The 14,788-nt window shown below is 32.6% G+C and carries 14 protein-coding genes; 13 read left to right on the forward strand and 1 reads right to left on the reverse strand.

Going from position 1 to position 14,788, the window contains the following annotated elements; genetic code table 11:
* Window positions 1-84: 84 nt before the first annotated feature.
* Genes G5V56_RS06740 through G5V56_RS06755 form a run of 4 tightly spaced genes read left to right on the forward strand, consistent with a single transcriptional unit; the run spans window position 85 to window position 3,996 of the window.
* Window positions 85-912, forward strand: coding sequence for a prephenate dehydratase (locus tag G5V56_RS06740; RefSeq protein WP_166963141.1), 828 nt, complete (start codon window positions 85-87; stop codon window positions 910-912).
* A complete protein-coding gene (locus tag G5V56_RS06745; RefSeq protein ID WP_166963143.1) occupies window positions 909-2,054 on the forward strand; it encodes a pyridoxal phosphate-dependent aminotransferase in 1,146 nt (381 codons plus the stop codon). The genes G5V56_RS06740 and G5V56_RS06745 overlap by 4 nt, the downstream gene beginning before the upstream one ends.
* Window positions 2,051-2,902, forward strand: coding sequence for a prephenate dehydrogenase (locus tag G5V56_RS06750; RefSeq protein WP_166963145.1), 852 nt, complete (start codon window positions 2,051-2,053; stop codon window positions 2,900-2,902). The genes G5V56_RS06745 and G5V56_RS06750 overlap by 4 nt, the downstream gene beginning before the upstream one ends.
* A gap of 11 nt (window positions 2,903-2,913) precedes the next feature.
* Window positions 2,914-3,996, forward strand: a complete 1,083-nt coding sequence (locus G5V56_RS06755) for a bifunctional 3-deoxy-7-phosphoheptulonate synthase/chorismate mutase type II (protein ID WP_166963147.1) — start codon at window positions 2,914-2,916, stop codon at window positions 3,994-3,996.
* A gap of 38 nt (window positions 3,997-4,034) precedes the next feature.
* Here G5V56_RS06755 and G5V56_RS06760 read toward each other — a convergent pair whose 3' ends face one another.
* Window positions 4,035-4,487 carry a hypothetical protein gene (locus G5V56_RS06760; protein WP_166963148.1) on the reverse strand — a complete coding sequence of 151 codons (453 nt, stop codon included), beginning with the start codon at window positions 4,485-4,487 and terminating at the stop codon, window positions 4,035-4,037.
* Window positions 4,488-4,577: 90 nt separating this feature from the next.
* Here G5V56_RS06760 and rsgA point away from each other — a divergent pair, with 90 nt between their 5' ends.
* The 9 genes from rsgA to rlmN all read left to right on the forward strand — a co-directional run bounded on the left by rsgA (window position 4,578) and on the right by rlmN (window position 14,718).
* On the forward strand, window positions 4,578-5,528 hold the full coding sequence (gene rsgA / locus G5V56_RS06765; protein ID WP_166963149.1) for a ribosome small subunit-dependent GTPase A: 951 nt from the start codon (window positions 4,578-4,580) through the stop codon (window positions 5,526-5,528).
* Window positions 5,529-5,981 carry a D-aminoacyl-tRNA deacylase gene (gene dtd, locus G5V56_RS06770; RefSeq protein WP_166963150.1) on the forward strand — a complete coding sequence of 151 codons (453 nt, stop codon included), beginning with the start codon at window positions 5,529-5,531 and terminating at the stop codon, window positions 5,979-5,981. It abuts the gene before it with no gap.
* A complete protein-coding gene (locus G5V56_RS06775) occupies window positions 5,982-6,509 on the forward strand; it encodes a metal-dependent hydrolase (RefSeq protein ID WP_166963151.1) in 528 nt (175 codons plus the stop codon).
* A 62-nt stretch (window positions 6,510-6,571) separates the two neighbouring features.
* Window positions 6,572-8,491 carry a DUF3857 domain-containing protein gene (locus G5V56_RS06780; protein WP_166963152.1) on the forward strand — a complete coding sequence of 640 codons (1,920 nt, stop codon included), beginning with the start codon at window positions 6,572-6,574 and terminating at the stop codon, window positions 8,489-8,491.
* Between the two features lie 97 nt (window positions 8,492-8,588).
* Window positions 8,589-10,607: a DUF3857 domain-containing protein gene (locus G5V56_RS06785; RefSeq protein WP_166963153.1), complete on the forward strand. Its 2,019-nt coding sequence runs from the start codon at window positions 8,589-8,591 to the stop codon at window positions 10,605-10,607.
* A complete protein-coding gene (locus G5V56_RS06790) occupies window positions 10,607-10,933 on the forward strand; it encodes a nucleotide pyrophosphohydrolase (RefSeq protein ID WP_166963154.1) in 327 nt (108 codons plus the stop codon). Before G5V56_RS06785 ends, G5V56_RS06790 begins: the two co-directional genes overlap by 1 nt.
* Window positions 10,934-10,989: 56 nt before the next feature.
* Window positions 10,990-12,207, forward strand: coding sequence for a 3-phosphoshikimate 1-carboxyvinyltransferase (locus G5V56_RS06795; protein WP_166963156.1), 1,218 nt, complete (start codon window positions 10,990-10,992; stop codon window positions 12,205-12,207).
* Between the two features lie 196 nt (window positions 12,208-12,403).
* Window positions 12,404-13,453 (forward strand): tRNA preQ1(34) S-adenosylmethionine ribosyltransferase-isomerase QueA, encoded by a 1,050-nt coding sequence (gene queA, locus G5V56_RS06800; protein ID WP_166963158.1) that lies wholly within the window; start codon window positions 12,404-12,406, stop codon window positions 13,451-13,453.
* A gap of 224 nt (window positions 13,454-13,677) precedes the next feature.
* Window positions 13,678-14,718, forward strand: a complete 1,041-nt coding sequence (rlmN, locus tag G5V56_RS06805; RefSeq protein ID WP_166963163.1) for a 23S rRNA (adenine(2503)-C(2))-methyltransferase RlmN — start codon at window positions 13,678-13,680, stop codon at window positions 14,716-14,718.
* Window positions 14,719-14,788: the final 70 nt, after the last annotated feature.

Below are 14,788 nucleotides of genomic sequence, written 5' to 3' on the forward strand. Positions count from 1 at the left end.
AGGAATCGAGGCGTTGTATGTGTAATTTATAAAAGATAAATTTGAATATAAGTCTCGATGGAAATCGGGACTTTTTTTTGATATATGATAAAAACAGTTGCCATTCAAGGAGTAAAAGGATCCTATCATCATATTGTGTCGCAGCAATATTTTGATACATCTGTTAATGTTATAGAATGCTTAACATTTGATAGAGTAGTTGAATCCTTAATAAGCAAAGAAAGTGATGCCGTTATTATGGCGTTGGAAAATTCTATTGCAGGATCTATCATTCCAAATTATGCCTTGATAGACAACCATAACCTACATATTGTAGGGGAGCATTATTTAGATATTCAACATTGTTTAATGGCTTGGCCTAATCAGAGTATTGAAGATATTCAAGAGGTGTATTCGCATCCCATGGCATTGCTTCAATGTAAAGAATTTTTTAAAAAGTATCCACATATTAAATTGGTGGAAGACAAAGATACGGCTGAGGTGGCGGAGCGCATTCATAAAAATCAACTAAAAAACATTGGCGCCATTGCCAGTGAATATGCAGCAACCCTTTTTGAGTTAGATGTGTTGGCACACAGTATTCAATCTATCAAGCATAACGAAACGCGCTTTGTTATTGTAAAACGCACCAATTCTGAAGTTCCGAAGGAAGAGATAAATAAAGCGTCTATAAAATTTGAATCAGATCATAAACGAGGAAGCTTAGCTACCATTCTAAATGTTATGAGTGATTGTAAATTGAATCTAACAAAAATTCAGTCTTTGCCAATTATAGAGAAACCTTGGAAATACGCTTTTTTTGTTGATGTAACCTTTGAAACCTATTCAGATTTTGATAAAGCAAAATCTATTTTAAATATTATGACCCAAGGATTAAAAATTTTAGGCGAATATAAAAATGCAAAGTTATGATTGAAGTCGCTAACAGATTGCATACCGTTGAAGAGTACTATTTCTCGAAGAAATTAAGAGAAGTAAACATGCTTATTGCTAACGGAAAACCAATCATCAATTTAGGAATTGGTAGCCCAGATATGCAACCACCTCAAAAAGTTATTGATGCTATAACAGATAGTTTCTTAAGTCCTAATGCTCATAAATATCAGAGTTATCAAGGGTTACCAGAGCTTAGAGATGCTATTGCAAAATTTTATAAAGAACACTTTCACGTGTCTTTAAGTCCGCAAAATGAGATTTTACCACTAATGGGGAGCAAGGAAGGTATCATGCATATTTCTATGGCTTACTTAAATGAAGGTGATGAAGTGTTGATTCCAAATCCAGGATATCCAACGTATCAATCGGTTACAAGGTTAGTAGGAGCAACACCTGTTTTTTATGAATTGGATGCTGAAAATAATTGGTTGCCCGATTTAAAAACATTGGCTAAACAAGATTTAAGTAAAGTGAAACTCATGTGGGTTAATTATCCGCATATGCCAACGGGAGCGCAGCCAAGTAAATACTTATTTGAAGAATTAGTAGCGTTTGCAAAAAAGCATGATATTTTAATCGTCAATGACAATCCATATAGTTTTGTTTTAAGCGACAATCCAAAAAGCATTTTAAGTGTTAAAGGCGCTAAAGAAGTTTGCTTGGAGCTTAACTCCTTAAGTAAAACTTTTAATATGGCGGGATGGCGTGTAGGTATGGTTGTTGGAAGTAGCGAACATATCAGCAATATTTTAAAAGTAAAAAGTAATATGGATTCTGGAATGTTTTATGGCATTCAAAAAGGAGCCATAGAAGCCTTAAAGTGCACAAGCATATGGTTTTCTACATTAAATAGTGTCTATCAACAACGTAGAGATTTGGTATGGCAATTAGCAGATGTTTTGAGGTGTACGTATGATAAAAATGCAACCGGACTTTTTGTGTGGGCTAAATTACCAGCGCATTTAAAATCAGAGGAGTTTATAGATGAGGTACTTAAAAAGAATCATATTTTCATAACACCAGGAACTATTTTTGGTAGTAAAGGTGAAGGGTATATAAGATTTTCTTTATGTGCTACAACAGAAATTTTGGAAGAGGCAATAACAAGGGTTATATGAAAAATATTTACATTATAGGCGTAGGTTTAATTGGAGGTAGTTTAGCCATTGATATTAAAAAGAATAATCCAAATGCGGTTATTCATGGTATCAGTAGAAAAGAAACAACGCTCGATGAAGCACTAGCTCTTAATTTGATTGATAAAAAAGCAACACTAGATGATATTGATAAGGCAGATTTGGTAATTATATCTATTCCTGTGGATGCTACCGTAAAGTTGTTGCCAACAATTTTAGATAAAATACCCGATACCGCCTTAGTTATTGATGCAGGATCAACAAAAGTTGGAATTTGCAAAGTAGTTGAAAATCATCCAAAACGAAGAAATTTTTTGGCGATGCATCCTATTGCAGGAACCGAACATTCTGGACCTAGTGCAGCCATTGAGGGGTTGTTTGTTGGGAAGACAAATATTATCTGTGAGGTTGAGAAAACAGCCTTTAAACTTCAGGAAAATGCATTAGAATTGTTTAAGACTTTAGGAATGCGCATTCGTTATATGAATCCTGAAGCTCATGATAAGCATATAGCTTACGTATCGCATCTATCACATATCAGCTCCTTTATGCTTGGTAAAACCGTGATTGATAAAGAACGAAACGAACGCGATATTTTTGATATGGCAGGTAGTGGATTTGCCTCAACAGTTAGGCTTGCTAAAAGTTCACCAGAAATGTGGACACCTATTTTTAAACAAAATAAAGATAATGTTATTGAAACATTAGAAGAGTACATTAATAACCTCACTCATTTTAAAGACTTGATGAAACAAGACGATTTCGATGCCATTTTTAATGAGATGAAAAACACCAATTATATTAAAGATATTTTAAAAGGAATTGCTTAAGCAGTAAAATTATGGAAAACAAAAAAGAAATGAGAACCTGGTTAGATGATTTAAAATTAGAGCATCCACTAGTTATTGCAGGACCTTGTAGTGCTGAAACAGAAGAACAAGTTTTAAAAATTGCGCATGAGTTAAAAGATACTGATGTTAGTTATTTTAGAGCAGGTATTTGGAAACCAAGAACACGCCCAGGTATGTTTGAAGGTGTTGGTGCTTTAGGTTTAAAGTGGTTACAAAAGGTGAAAGCTGAAACAGGTATGAAAGTGTGTACAGAAGTAGCCAATGCTGCACATGTAAAATTAGCTTTAGAACACGACATCGATTTATTATGGATTGGTGCACGTTCAACAGTGAGTCCGTTTATCATGCAAGAAATAGCTGATGCTTTAGAAGGAACAGATAAGCCAGTTTTAATAAAAAATCCTGTAAACCCAGATTTAGCATTGTGGTTAGGTGGTATTGAGAGAATTTATAAGTCGGGGGTAAAAAATATTGGAGCGATTCATAGAGGTTTTTCGACGTATGAAAAAACTAAATACAGAAACAATCCAGAATGGCAACTAGCAATTGAGTTTCAAAACAAGTATCCAGATATCCCTTTAATTAATGATCCATCTCATATTACGGGTAAAAGAGATATGATTTTTGATGTGTCGCAATCAGCTTTAGATTTAAATTTTGATGGATTAATGATAGAAACACATTATGATCCAGAAAAAGCTTGGAGTGATGCTTCACAGCAGGTAACACCTAAAACTTTGATTCAAATTATGAAAGATTTGAAAATTAGAAAAGAATCGGATTCTGAAGCAGAATATAATAAGTCTTTAGATAATTTAAGAGCTCAAATTGATGTGATTGACAATCAAATTATTGATTTATTGGGTAAACGAATGAAAGCTGCTGATGGTATTGGAACTCTTAAAAAACAAAAGAATGTTGCTGTATTACAAAGCAAACGTTGGAATGAAATTTTAGGACGCATGGTCTTAGAAGGTCAGGATCATGGATTAAGTGAGGAATTTATTTTAAAAATGTTTAAGGCTATTCATCAAGAGTCCATAAATCATCAAGAAAAAATATTAAATAATTAGTTGAAAAAAGCCTCGCATTGCGAGGCTTTTTTTTTAAACTATTGTTTGTTTCTTTTAAAAATATAGCGGGTAATAAAAATTCCTTGACCATCACCTTTACCACATTCGCTTTCAACAGCACTATTTACAAAAGCTAGTTCCCAGCCTTCTGCAATCATAGTGTTAATTTTAGAAGTTATAATAGCGTCATTAGCAGCAATGTTTTGAAAACGAATACCTCCAAGGTTGTAAAAGTTTAATAGTTTTGTTTCGTCAAAGTCTTTAACACGTATTTCATCACGTTTAGATTTGTTACGCGTGTTATCATCTTCGGTTTGTGTACTAGTAAATTCTTTATAATCTTTTTCTTCGTTAGCACTAATAATTCTTGAACGCCCTAAACCATTAGGCACAATAGATTCTACACTGGTAATAACTTTGTACTCTACTTGTGCTATAGCATCAATAAATGAGATGGATGCTATAGCAATAACTAATAATAATTTTTTCATTTTGTTGTTGATTTTTTAAATTAAGACCCTAATATACACTTTTTGTTACATTGAAAAGTTGTTTATTTGTATTACATTAATTTTCAATGAATGACAGGACTTGTTTATAAATCTACGGGAAGTTGGTACACCGTGAAGACAACGTTGGGTGAGACTTATGAATGTCGTATTAAGGGAAAGTTTCGTATTAAAGGCATTAAAAGTACCAATCCTATTGCCGTAGGTGATTATGTGGATTTTGAGTTGGAAACAGATAATGATCAAGAATCAGGTGTTATTCATAATATTCATGATAGAACCAATTATATTGTTAGGAAATCGGTTAATTTATCAAAACAAACACACATTATAGCGGCTAATATAGATCAGGTTTTTTTAATGATTACAATTAATAATCCGCCTACATTAACCAGTTTTATCGATCGATTTTTAGTCACAACAAATGCCTATTCCATCAAAACAGTTTTGCTATTTAATAAAATTGATGCCTATGATGAAGAGACGTTAAACGAAGTAAAATATTTGGCGCATATTTATAGAAAGATTGGTTACGAATGTATTGGCGTTTCAGCAAATACCGGCAAAAATGTAGATAAGGTAAAAGCTTTAATGCACGATAAAGTAAGTATGTTTTCGGGCCATTCTGGTGTTGGTAAGTCAACACTTATTAATACTATAGAGCCTTCTTTAGATATTAAAACTAAAGAAATCTCTATGCTTCACATGCAAGGACAGCATACCACAACGTTTGCAGAAATGTTTGATTTAAGTTTTGGGGCCAAAATTATTGATACACCGGGCATCAAAGGATTTGGCGTGGTCGATATGGATAAAGAAGAAGTTGGAGATTATTTTCCAGAGTTTTTTAAACTAAAACAATATTGTAAGTTTAATAACTGCCTACATGTTAAAGAACCGCATTGTGCCGTAAAAAAAGCATTGGATAATGATGAAGTGGCTTTTTCAAGATATCGTAGCTATTTACAAATACTTGAAGGGGAAGATGAGCATTACAGAACAGATAATTGGGAAAAAGAGTAAATGAAAGTAGTAATTCAACGTGTGTCAAAAGCGAGTGTTACCATTGAAGGTATTAACGTTGCATCAATTAATGCAGGTCTCTTAATTTTATTAGGAATTGTTGATGATGATACAAATGAGGACATCAAATGGTTGTCAAATAAAATTGTAAATCTTCGCATATTTGAAGACGAACAAGTTGTCATGAATACTTCTGTAAAAGATGTTAGTGGAGACATTATTGTTGTGAGCCAATTTACATTGCACGCCTCAACAAAAAAAGGCAACAGACCCAGTTATATTAAAGCAGCAAAACCAGATAGTGCGATTCCGCTATATAATTCTTTTATAAAACAAATAGAGACAGATTTAGGGAAACAAGTCCAAACCGGACATTTTGGTGCCGATATGAAAGTAGAATTGCTTAATGATGGACCAGTAACAATAATTATTGATTCAAAAAGTAAAGAGTAGATGGCGTCTATATTTGGACATAGTGTAGTTGGTTATACCGTATCTAAAATCATAGATAATAAAAACACCAAATGGTTGTTATTGGCAGCAGTATTTTCTACGATTCTTCCAGATTTTGATGTTATAGGTTTTAAGCTTGGTATTCCGTACTCGCATCCACTAGGTCATAGAGGATTTACGCATTCTATCTTATTTGCTGTCATTTGGGCATTATTACTAATGGTTACAATAGGAAAAGAAAAAAAGATACTATGGTTCTTAGTAATCTTTCTATCCACTGTTTCTCATGGTATTTTAGATGCTATGACAACAGGAGGTAAAGGGGTTGGATTCTTTATTCCTTTTAATAATACTAGGTTTTTCTTTCCATTTCAAGTTATTAAAGTTTCCCCAATAGGAATTGAAAAATTTTTTTCTGAATGGGGAGCACAAGTAATTTTTAGCGAATTTAAGTACATTATGTTACCGTGTTTTCTTATATTTGGTATAAGATTTTTAATACGACTCTTAAAAGCTAAAGGGTTTTAAAATTCTAATAATTAAGTCTCTCAAGATATGAATTATAGATGTTTATTTAAAACCGATAGTGGATGTTTATTAAAAGTGTATGTACTGTTTTACTTGTTTTTTCAAGTTTAACAATTGTATCTCAAGAGAACTTATATTCAAGTTCTACCATTCCAGAGAATCTTAAAAAAAGCGCGAATGCCGTTGTTAGGTTAAACGACATAGATGTTTCGTTGGAATCCTCAAAGAAAATGGTTATCAAAAAGAAAAGCCTCATAACCGTTTTAAACAAAGAAGGGGATGACAATATTGATGCCTATGTTTTTTATGACGACGATGTTCATATTAAAGAATTAGAAGTGCTTGTTTACAACAAATTTGGTGACTTAATCAAAAAAATAAAAGAGAAAGATTTTAAGGACATTAGTGCTGTTGATGGCGGCACTCTGTATTCAGATTCTCGCGTTAAATATTTAGAATATACGCCCATTGATTATCCATACACTCTCGAATTTACTTGTGAAACAGAAACAGGAAATACTGCTTTTATTCCGCCGTTTAGTCCAATAACAGACTATTTTGTTAGTGTAGAAACTAGCAAATACACTCTTAATTATCCAGAAGACATTACCATTAGAAAAAAGGAAAAAAATTTAGAAGGTTTTCAATTTGAAAAAGAAGACACCATTGGAAAACTAGTTTACAAGGTAAAAAACATTGAAGTTTATAAACCGGAAGATTACAGCCCTTCTTTTAGAAACATAATACCTAAAGTTTTATTAGCGGCTAATCAATTTACTTATGAAGAAGTTTATGCAAGTGTTGATGATTGGAATAGTATGGGGATATGGTTTCAAGAGAATTTACTAAATGGAAGAAATCATATAACAGAAGAAACAAAAAAGCATATTCTGAAATTGGTAGAGGGGATAGATGATCCAATTGAAAAGGCGAAGATAGTTTATAAATATGTACAGGATAATACAAGATATATTAGTGTTCAAGTTGGTATAGGCGGAATGCAACCAATTTCGGCATTGGAAGTTGATAAAGTTAAATATGGTGATTGTAAAGGGTTGACAAATTACACGAAATCATTATTAGAAGTTGTCGGTGTAAATTCTAATTATACAAGATTATATGCATCTCCTTCAAGCCAAATAAGCGTTGATAAAGACTTTGTTTCTTTTGGAGGTCAGACTAATCATGTCATTTTAAATATTCCACAAGAAAACCAAGACGATATATGGCTAGAATGTACCAGCCAAAAAGTGCCTTTTGGTTTTATTGGCGAATTTACTGATGATAGAGATGTCCTAGTTGTAACACCAGAAGGCGGTAAAATTAAACATACTAAAAAATACACAACCAACGAAAATTCGCAAACTATAGAGGGAAGTTTTGCTTTGTCAGATGACGGAACTATTGATGTGACTGCAAATGTTGTTTCAAAGGGAATTCAATACGACAATAAATATTGGATAGAAACAGAAACGGCTCGAGATTTAGATGTTTACTATAAAAAACGATGGAGCTATATAAATAATATTACCATTAATAAAAAAGATATTACTAACAATAAAGATAGTGTCGCTTTAATAGAAAACATAAAATTTTTAGCCACTAACTATTCAAAAAAAGTGGGCGATAGGATGCTTTTTAATGTGAATGCATTAAACAGAAATACTAACATACCAGACCGTTACAGAGCTAGAAAATACCCTCTAAAAATTAACAGAGGTTTTATAGATGTTGATGAAGTTGAAATTAAGTTGCCCAAATCTTATAAAGTAGAAGCGTTGCCTAATAAAGTGGTCATTGAAAACAAGTTTGGACATTATAAAGAAGAACTAACAGTAAAAGATGAAAAGACCTTAATCTATAAAAGAGAATTTATGGTTAACGATGGAGAATTTCCGAAAGAAGATTACAACGGTTTTAGAAACTTTTATAAAGAAGTAACCAAACAAGATAACTCAAAAGTAGCATTAATTAAAATATAGGCCTTAATGAAACATTCAGGACAAAATACTTAGTCAAATACCAAAATGATTGTATGGATGTTACTTGTGCCCCTTACAAACAACTAAACATAAACACATGAAATCACTATTCCTTTTTATGCTGTTAAGCTTTGCGTTAACAGCCTATTCTCAAAACTACGATTTTGGTAAAATTTCCAAAGAAGAATTGCAAGAAAAATTCAATCCGTTAGACTCTTCTGCTAGTGCAACCTATTTATATAAATATAGAAGAACCTATTTTGTCTATAGACAAGAAGAAGGATTTTCTATTGTTACAGATGTTCACGAACGGATTAAAATATACAATCAAGAAGGCTTTGATTACGCAAACAGAATAATAAACCTTCATAAATATCATAATGAAGATGAAAAAGTTATGGGGCTAAAAGGGTATACATACAATTTAGTAGACGGTAAGATAGAAGAAACAAAGCTTGATAAACATGAGGTATTTAATGTAGAACAGTCAAAGTATACCGATCAAGAAAAGTTTACCATGCCAAATTTAAAAGAGGGCTCTGTGATTGAATATAAATATAAAATAGAATCTCCTTTTTATTGGAATGTTGAAGATTTTGTATTTCAATATGATATTCCAGTTAAAAAAATTGAAGCTAGTTTTGAAGCACCAGAGTATTTTAATTTTAAATTCAATGCTAAAGGGTTTTTAATTGTAAATCCAAAAAACACTACAAAAAGTGATAAAATAACGTTTAGATATAAAGAGAGAGAAGGAGGGAATGGATTTGGAAATGGTGTAGTTAGAACAGCATATTCATCTTCAAATTTAGATTTTATCACCAATATAACATCCTATGATCTTTCTAATATTCCCGCTTTAAAAGAAGAACCGTATGTTAATAATATTGATAATTATCGGTCAGCTGTTCAATATGAATTATCGTATACAAAGTTTCCGCAATCACCTATAAAATATTATTCTACGACTTGGGAGGATGTTGTTAAAACTATATATACTAGTTCAGATTTTGGTAACGAATTAGACAAAACAGGATATTATGAAGATGATGTTGATGCACTTATTGGAACAGTTTCCGATCCTTTAAAACGCGTTGCTTTAATTTACTCCTTAGTAAAAAGCAAAGTTAAATGGAATGGCTACACTAGTATTTACGCAAATGATGGTGTAAAAAAAGCATATAAAGATCATGTGGGTAATGCGGCCGAAATTAATTTAATGTTAACCTCTATGCTGCGCTATGCGGGTTTAAAAGCCTATCCTGTTTTAGTGAGTACAAGGCAACATGGTATTCCTATTTTTCCCACTAGAGAAGGATATAATTATGTGGTTACCTATGTTAAACTTGATGAAGGCATCATGTTATTAGATGCTACAAGTAAGTTTAGCTTGCCTAATGTATTGCCAACACGGGCATTAAATTGGCAGGGTAGGATTATTGCTGAAGGTGGCGGATCTGAATTAGTTGACTTATATCCAAAACAGGATTCTAAAAGCACTGTTTTTATGATGATTGATTTAGAAGAGAATGGGGATATTGAGGGTAATTTTAGGAGTATGAAAACTAGTCATGATGCATTAACATACAGAGAGCAATATGTTGAGACTGATCAAGATCAATTTTTAGAAGAACTTGAAAACAAATATAATGGTTTAGAAATTTCAGATTTTAAAGTAACCAATGCTTTAGACTTATCAAAACCCGTTATAGAATCTTATAAGTTTTTTAAAGAAAGTCAGGCAGACATTATAGGAGATAAAATTTATTTTTCACCTTTGTTCTACTTAAGAACATTAACAAATCCTTTTAAACTGGAAAAAAGAGAGTTTCCAGTAGACTTTGTTTATCCTTCTTCAAGCACTTATAGAGTTTCTATTAATTTGCCGGAAGGATATAAGGTAGAATCAACGCCAGAACCTGTTGCTTTGATGCTTCCTGATAATTTAGGAGTGTTTAAGTATAATGTATTAGTAACTGAATTGGCGGTGCAGTTGGTGATTGATACACAAATAAATACACCGATTGTATCACCATTGTATTATGATACTTTAAAAGAGTATTTTAAACAATTAATAGAAAAAGAAAACGAACAAATAGTTTTAACCAAAATATAATGAACATTCAAAACGCACAGCTAGAAGTTGATACATGGATTAAAGAACATGGAGTAAGGTATTTTAATGAACTTACCAATATGGCACAACTTACAGAAGAAGTAGGGGAAGTAGCTCGAATAATTGCAAGACGCTATGGTGAACAAAGCGAAAAAGAAAGCGATAAAGATAAAGACTTAGGCGAGGAATTGGCCGATGTACTGTTTGTTGTGTTGTGTTTAGCAAACCAAACAGGTGTAGATTTACAAGAGTCTTTTAATAAGCGCATGGATAAAAAAGGAAAGCGAGACCATGATAGACATCACAATAACGAAAAATTAAAATAAATAAAATTATAAGTATCTTTGAACGCTTCTCTTAAGAAGCGTTTTTAATTTGTTATATGGATATTACACTTCAAAAATCAACGATACAAAAGAAATCAATAATTGAAATAACAGGTTCAAAAAGTGAATCTAATAGATTGTTATTATTACAGGCTTTATACCCTAAACTACAAATTAAAAATGTATCTGATTCTGATGATAGCCAGTTAATGACGAAAGCATTGAGGTCTAACGGAGATATTGTAGATATTCATCATGCGGGAACTGCCATGCGATTTTTAACGGCTTATTTTGCGATTCAAGATGGAAGAGAAGTCATACTAACAGGTTCAGAACGTATGAAAGAACGGCCAATTAAAATATTAGTTGAGGCGTTGCAAGAGTTAGGAGCAGATATATCATATATTGAAAACGATGGATTTCCACCATTAAAAATTAAAGGAAAAAAAATAATAAAATCAAGGGTGAATCTTGAAGCCAATGTAAGCAGTCAATACATTTCTGCATTATTACTTATTGCTTCAAAACTAGAAAACGGATTAGAATTATCACTCGAAGGAGACATTACATCTGTGCCATATATAAAAATGACACTAAGTTTATTACATGAAATTGGTGTTCAATCCTCTTTTGTCGGAAATACGATTACAGTAAAACCTTTAAGTAACCAGCCTTCAAAAACCTTAACCGTAGAGTCTGATTGGTCGTCAGCATCCTATTTTTACAGTATTACTGCTTTGAGTGAGATAGGAACAGAAATAACACTGTCTTCATATAACGAACAGTCACTTCAGGGAGATTCGGCTTTAATGACCATTTATAAACATTTTGGAGTGAGCACGGTTTTTAAAGGAAATAAGGTTACTTTAAAAAAAGAAAGGGAAACTTTAGGGCGAATAACTTTAAACTTAAAAGATGCACCAGATATTGCTCAAACAATAGCGGTTACATGTTTTGCATTAGGTATAGCTTGTGATTTAACAGGATTGCACACTCTAAAAATTAAAGAAACAGATAGATTGGTTGCTTTAAAGACAGAGATTGAAAAATTAGGTGGTGAAGTAAAAATAACCAATGAATCTTTGCATCTGTCTGAATCTCAATCTATAAAAAATATGGTGTCTATTGCTACCTATAATGATCATAGAATGGCTATGGCTTTTGCGCCTCTTGCTTTAAAAACAAATATTATTATTCAACATGCTTATGTGGTTTCAAAATCATTTCCAACTTTTTGGGAAGATTTAAAATCTATTGGATTTAAAATAGAATAATAATAATCACCCAATTACTTGACAAGGCCTACTTTGAGGTTGTATATTTGCAGCCGTTTATATTTCCTCAAATAATTTTTAACTATTGAAAAATTAAAATATAAACTCTTTTAAATAAGTGTTTCAATATTAATTCATCCAGATTTATACTATTGAATTCACAATTTAACCAACTTAAAACAATAAAAAGAAACAAATGAAATTATCACACTTTGGCTTCAATTTACCAGACGAATTATTAGCAGAATATCCAGCAGAAAACAGAGATGAATCTCGCTTAATGGTCTTAAATAGAAAAGAACAAACTATTGAGCACAAAATGTTCAAGGATCTTATTGAGTATTTTGACGAGGACGATGTTATGATTATTAATGACACAAAAGTTTTCCCTGCTCGTTTATATGGAAATAAAGAAAAAACCGGAGCAAGGATTGAGGTCTTTTTATTAAGAGAACTTAATGAAGAGCAACGCCTTTGGGATGTTTTAGTTGATCCAGCTCGTAAAATACGTATTGGAAATAAATTATATTTTGGTGATGATGATATGCTAGTTGCTGAAGTTATTGATAATACAACTTCCAGAGGACGTACCCTTCGGTTTTTGTTTGATGGATCTTATAAAGAGTTTCGTAAAAAATTAACTGAATTAGGAGAAACACCGCTTCCAAAATATATCAAAAGAGATGTAGAGCCAGAAGACGAAGAGCGTTACCAAACCATTTTTGCAAAAAATGAAGGTGCTGTAGCAGCACCAACTGCAGGGTTGCATTTTTCAAGACACTTATTAAAACGTTTAGAAATTAAAGGAGTTAAGTTTGCAGAAGTAACCCTTCATGTGGGATTAGGAACCTTTAACCCTGTTGAAGTGGAAGATCTTTCAAAACATAAAATGGACAGTGAAGAATTACGTATAGACGCAAAAGCGGCTAATATTGTGAACACAGGTATAAAAAACAAAAAACGTGTTTGTGCCGTTGGAACAACAGCAATGAGAGCTATTGAAAGTGCTGTATCATCCAATGGAATGTTAAATGAAATTGATGGATGGACCAATAAATTTATTTTCCCTCCGTACGATTTTAGTATTGCCAATTGTATGATTACTAATTTCCACACACCAAAATCAACATTGTTAATGATGGCATCAGCATTTGCTGGTCACGACTTCATTAAAAAAGCCTATGCCGAAGCTGTAAAAGAAAAATATAAGTTTTACAGTTATGGTGATGCTATGTTAATTATCTAAGCGGTAACGCACTTATTTCACATATAAATCAAGCCTCTTTTATTAGAGGCTTTTTTTAATATTTGGGCATTCCCCAAAAGGGTCGGGCTTTTCGCTACAAGTCCTCGGTCGTGCCTCCCTGTGGGCTATCCGCTGCAATCCCTAATGCAATCCACAACTTCCATTCATATTTCCTAATTCATAATCGATAATTCGTAAATCCTTTCACTATTTTTGCAAAACTTATGGCAACACAAAAAAAAGACATACGTGCTCTAACCAAAGAGCAACTAAGAGATTTCTTTGAAAAACAAGGCGATAAAGCTTTTCGAGGCAATCAAGTATACGAATGGTTATGGCAAAAATCGGCGTATAGTTTTGAAGATATGACAAACCTATCCAAAGAAACTCGGCAGATGCTGGAAGACAACTTTGTTATTAATAACATCGAAGTTAGCAACATGCAACGTAGTAGTGATGGTACGGTTAAAAATGCCGTAAAATTACATGATGGTTTAATCGTAGAATCGGTTTTAATACCTACCGCAACACGAACCACAGCTTGTGTGTCAAGTCAGGTTGGATGTAGTTTAGATTGCAAATTTTGCGCTACAGCACGTTTAAAACGCATGCGTAATTTAAACCCGGATGAGATTTATGACCAGGTAGTGGCCATTGATAAAGAAAGCAAATTGTATTTTAATAGACCACTAAGTAACATTGTTTTTATGGGAATGGGAGAACCACTCATGAATTACAATAATGTTATGAAGGCTATTGATAAAATTACGTCGCCAGAAGGTTTAGGAATGTCTCCAAAACGTATTACAGTATCCACATCAGGTGTTCCTAAAATGATAAAAAAGATGGCAGATGATGATGTTAAATTTAATCTTGCGGTGTCTTTGCATTCTGCGATTGATAGTGTTCGCACATCCATCATGCCATTTAATGAAACCTTTCCGTTAGAAGATTTAAAAGAAGCGTTACAATATTGGTATGCAAAAACCAACCAGAGAATAAGTTATGAATATGTAGTTTGGAATGGTATTAACGATTCTAAAAAAGATATCGATGCCTTTGTAAAGTTCTGTAAATATGTGCCTTGCAAAGTGAATCTAATTGAATATAACCCAATTGATGATGGCGAGTTTCAGCAAGCATCCAGCGAAGCCATTCAACAATATATTAGACATTTAGAGCAAAACAGAATTGTGGTAAATGTTCGAAGAAGCAGAGGTAAAGATATTGATGCAGCTTGCGGACAACTAGCGAATAAGTCATAGACAAGTAAAAAAACATACATTCAAAACATATTGTTTTTTTATCATTATTCAATCTAAATAGTATCTTTGG

This window comes from Yeosuana marina, assembly GCF_011762485.1.
Taxonomy (GTDB): Bacteria; Bacteroidota; Bacteroidia; order Flavobacteriales; family Flavobacteriaceae; genus Yeosuana; species Yeosuana marina.

Excerpts from the sequence above, each read along its gene's own strand:
- G5V56_RS06740 (WP_166963141.1), top strand. The coding sequence starts at position 85 with ATGATAAAAACAGTTGCCATTCAAGGAGTAAAAGGATCCTATCATCAT.
- G5V56_RS06745 (WP_166963143.1), top strand. The coding sequence starts at position 909 with ATGATTGAAGTCGCTAACAGATTGCATACCGTTGAAGAGTACTATTTC.
- G5V56_RS06750 (WP_166963145.1), top strand. The coding sequence starts at position 2,051 with ATGAAAAATATTTACATTATAGGCGTAGGTTTAATTGGAGGTAGTTTA.
- G5V56_RS06755 (WP_166963147.1), top strand. The coding sequence starts at position 2,914 with ATGGAAAACAAAAAAGAAATGAGAACCTGGTTAGATGATTTAAAATTA.
- G5V56_RS06760 (WP_166963148.1), bottom strand. The coding sequence starts at position 4,487 with ATGAAAAAATTATTATTAGTTATTGCTATAGCATCCATCTCATTTATT.
- rsgA (WP_166963149.1), top strand. The coding sequence starts at position 4,578 with ATGACAGGACTTGTTTATAAATCTACGGGAAGTTGGTACACCGTGAAG.
- dtd (WP_166963150.1), top strand. The coding sequence starts at position 5,529 with ATGAAAGTAGTAATTCAACGTGTGTCAAAAGCGAGTGTTACCATTGAA.
- G5V56_RS06775 (WP_166963151.1), top strand. The coding sequence starts at position 5,982 with ATGGCGTCTATATTTGGACATAGTGTAGTTGGTTATACCGTATCTAAA.
- G5V56_RS06780 (WP_166963152.1), top strand. The coding sequence starts at position 6,572 with ATGTTTATTAAAAGTGTATGTACTGTTTTACTTGTTTTTTCAAGTTTA.
- G5V56_RS06785 (WP_166963153.1), top strand. The coding sequence starts at position 8,589 with ATGAAATCACTATTCCTTTTTATGCTGTTAAGCTTTGCGTTAACAGCC.
- G5V56_RS06790 (WP_166963154.1), top strand. The coding sequence starts at position 10,607 with ATGAACATTCAAAACGCACAGCTAGAAGTTGATACATGGATTAAAGAA.
- G5V56_RS06795 (WP_166963156.1), top strand. The coding sequence starts at position 10,990 with ATGGATATTACACTTCAAAAATCAACGATACAAAAGAAATCAATAATT.
- queA (WP_166963158.1), top strand. The coding sequence starts at position 12,404 with ATGAAATTATCACACTTTGGCTTCAATTTACCAGACGAATTATTAGCA.
- rlmN (WP_166963163.1), top strand. The coding sequence starts at position 13,678 with ATGGCAACACAAAAAAAAGACATACGTGCTCTAACCAAAGAGCAACTA.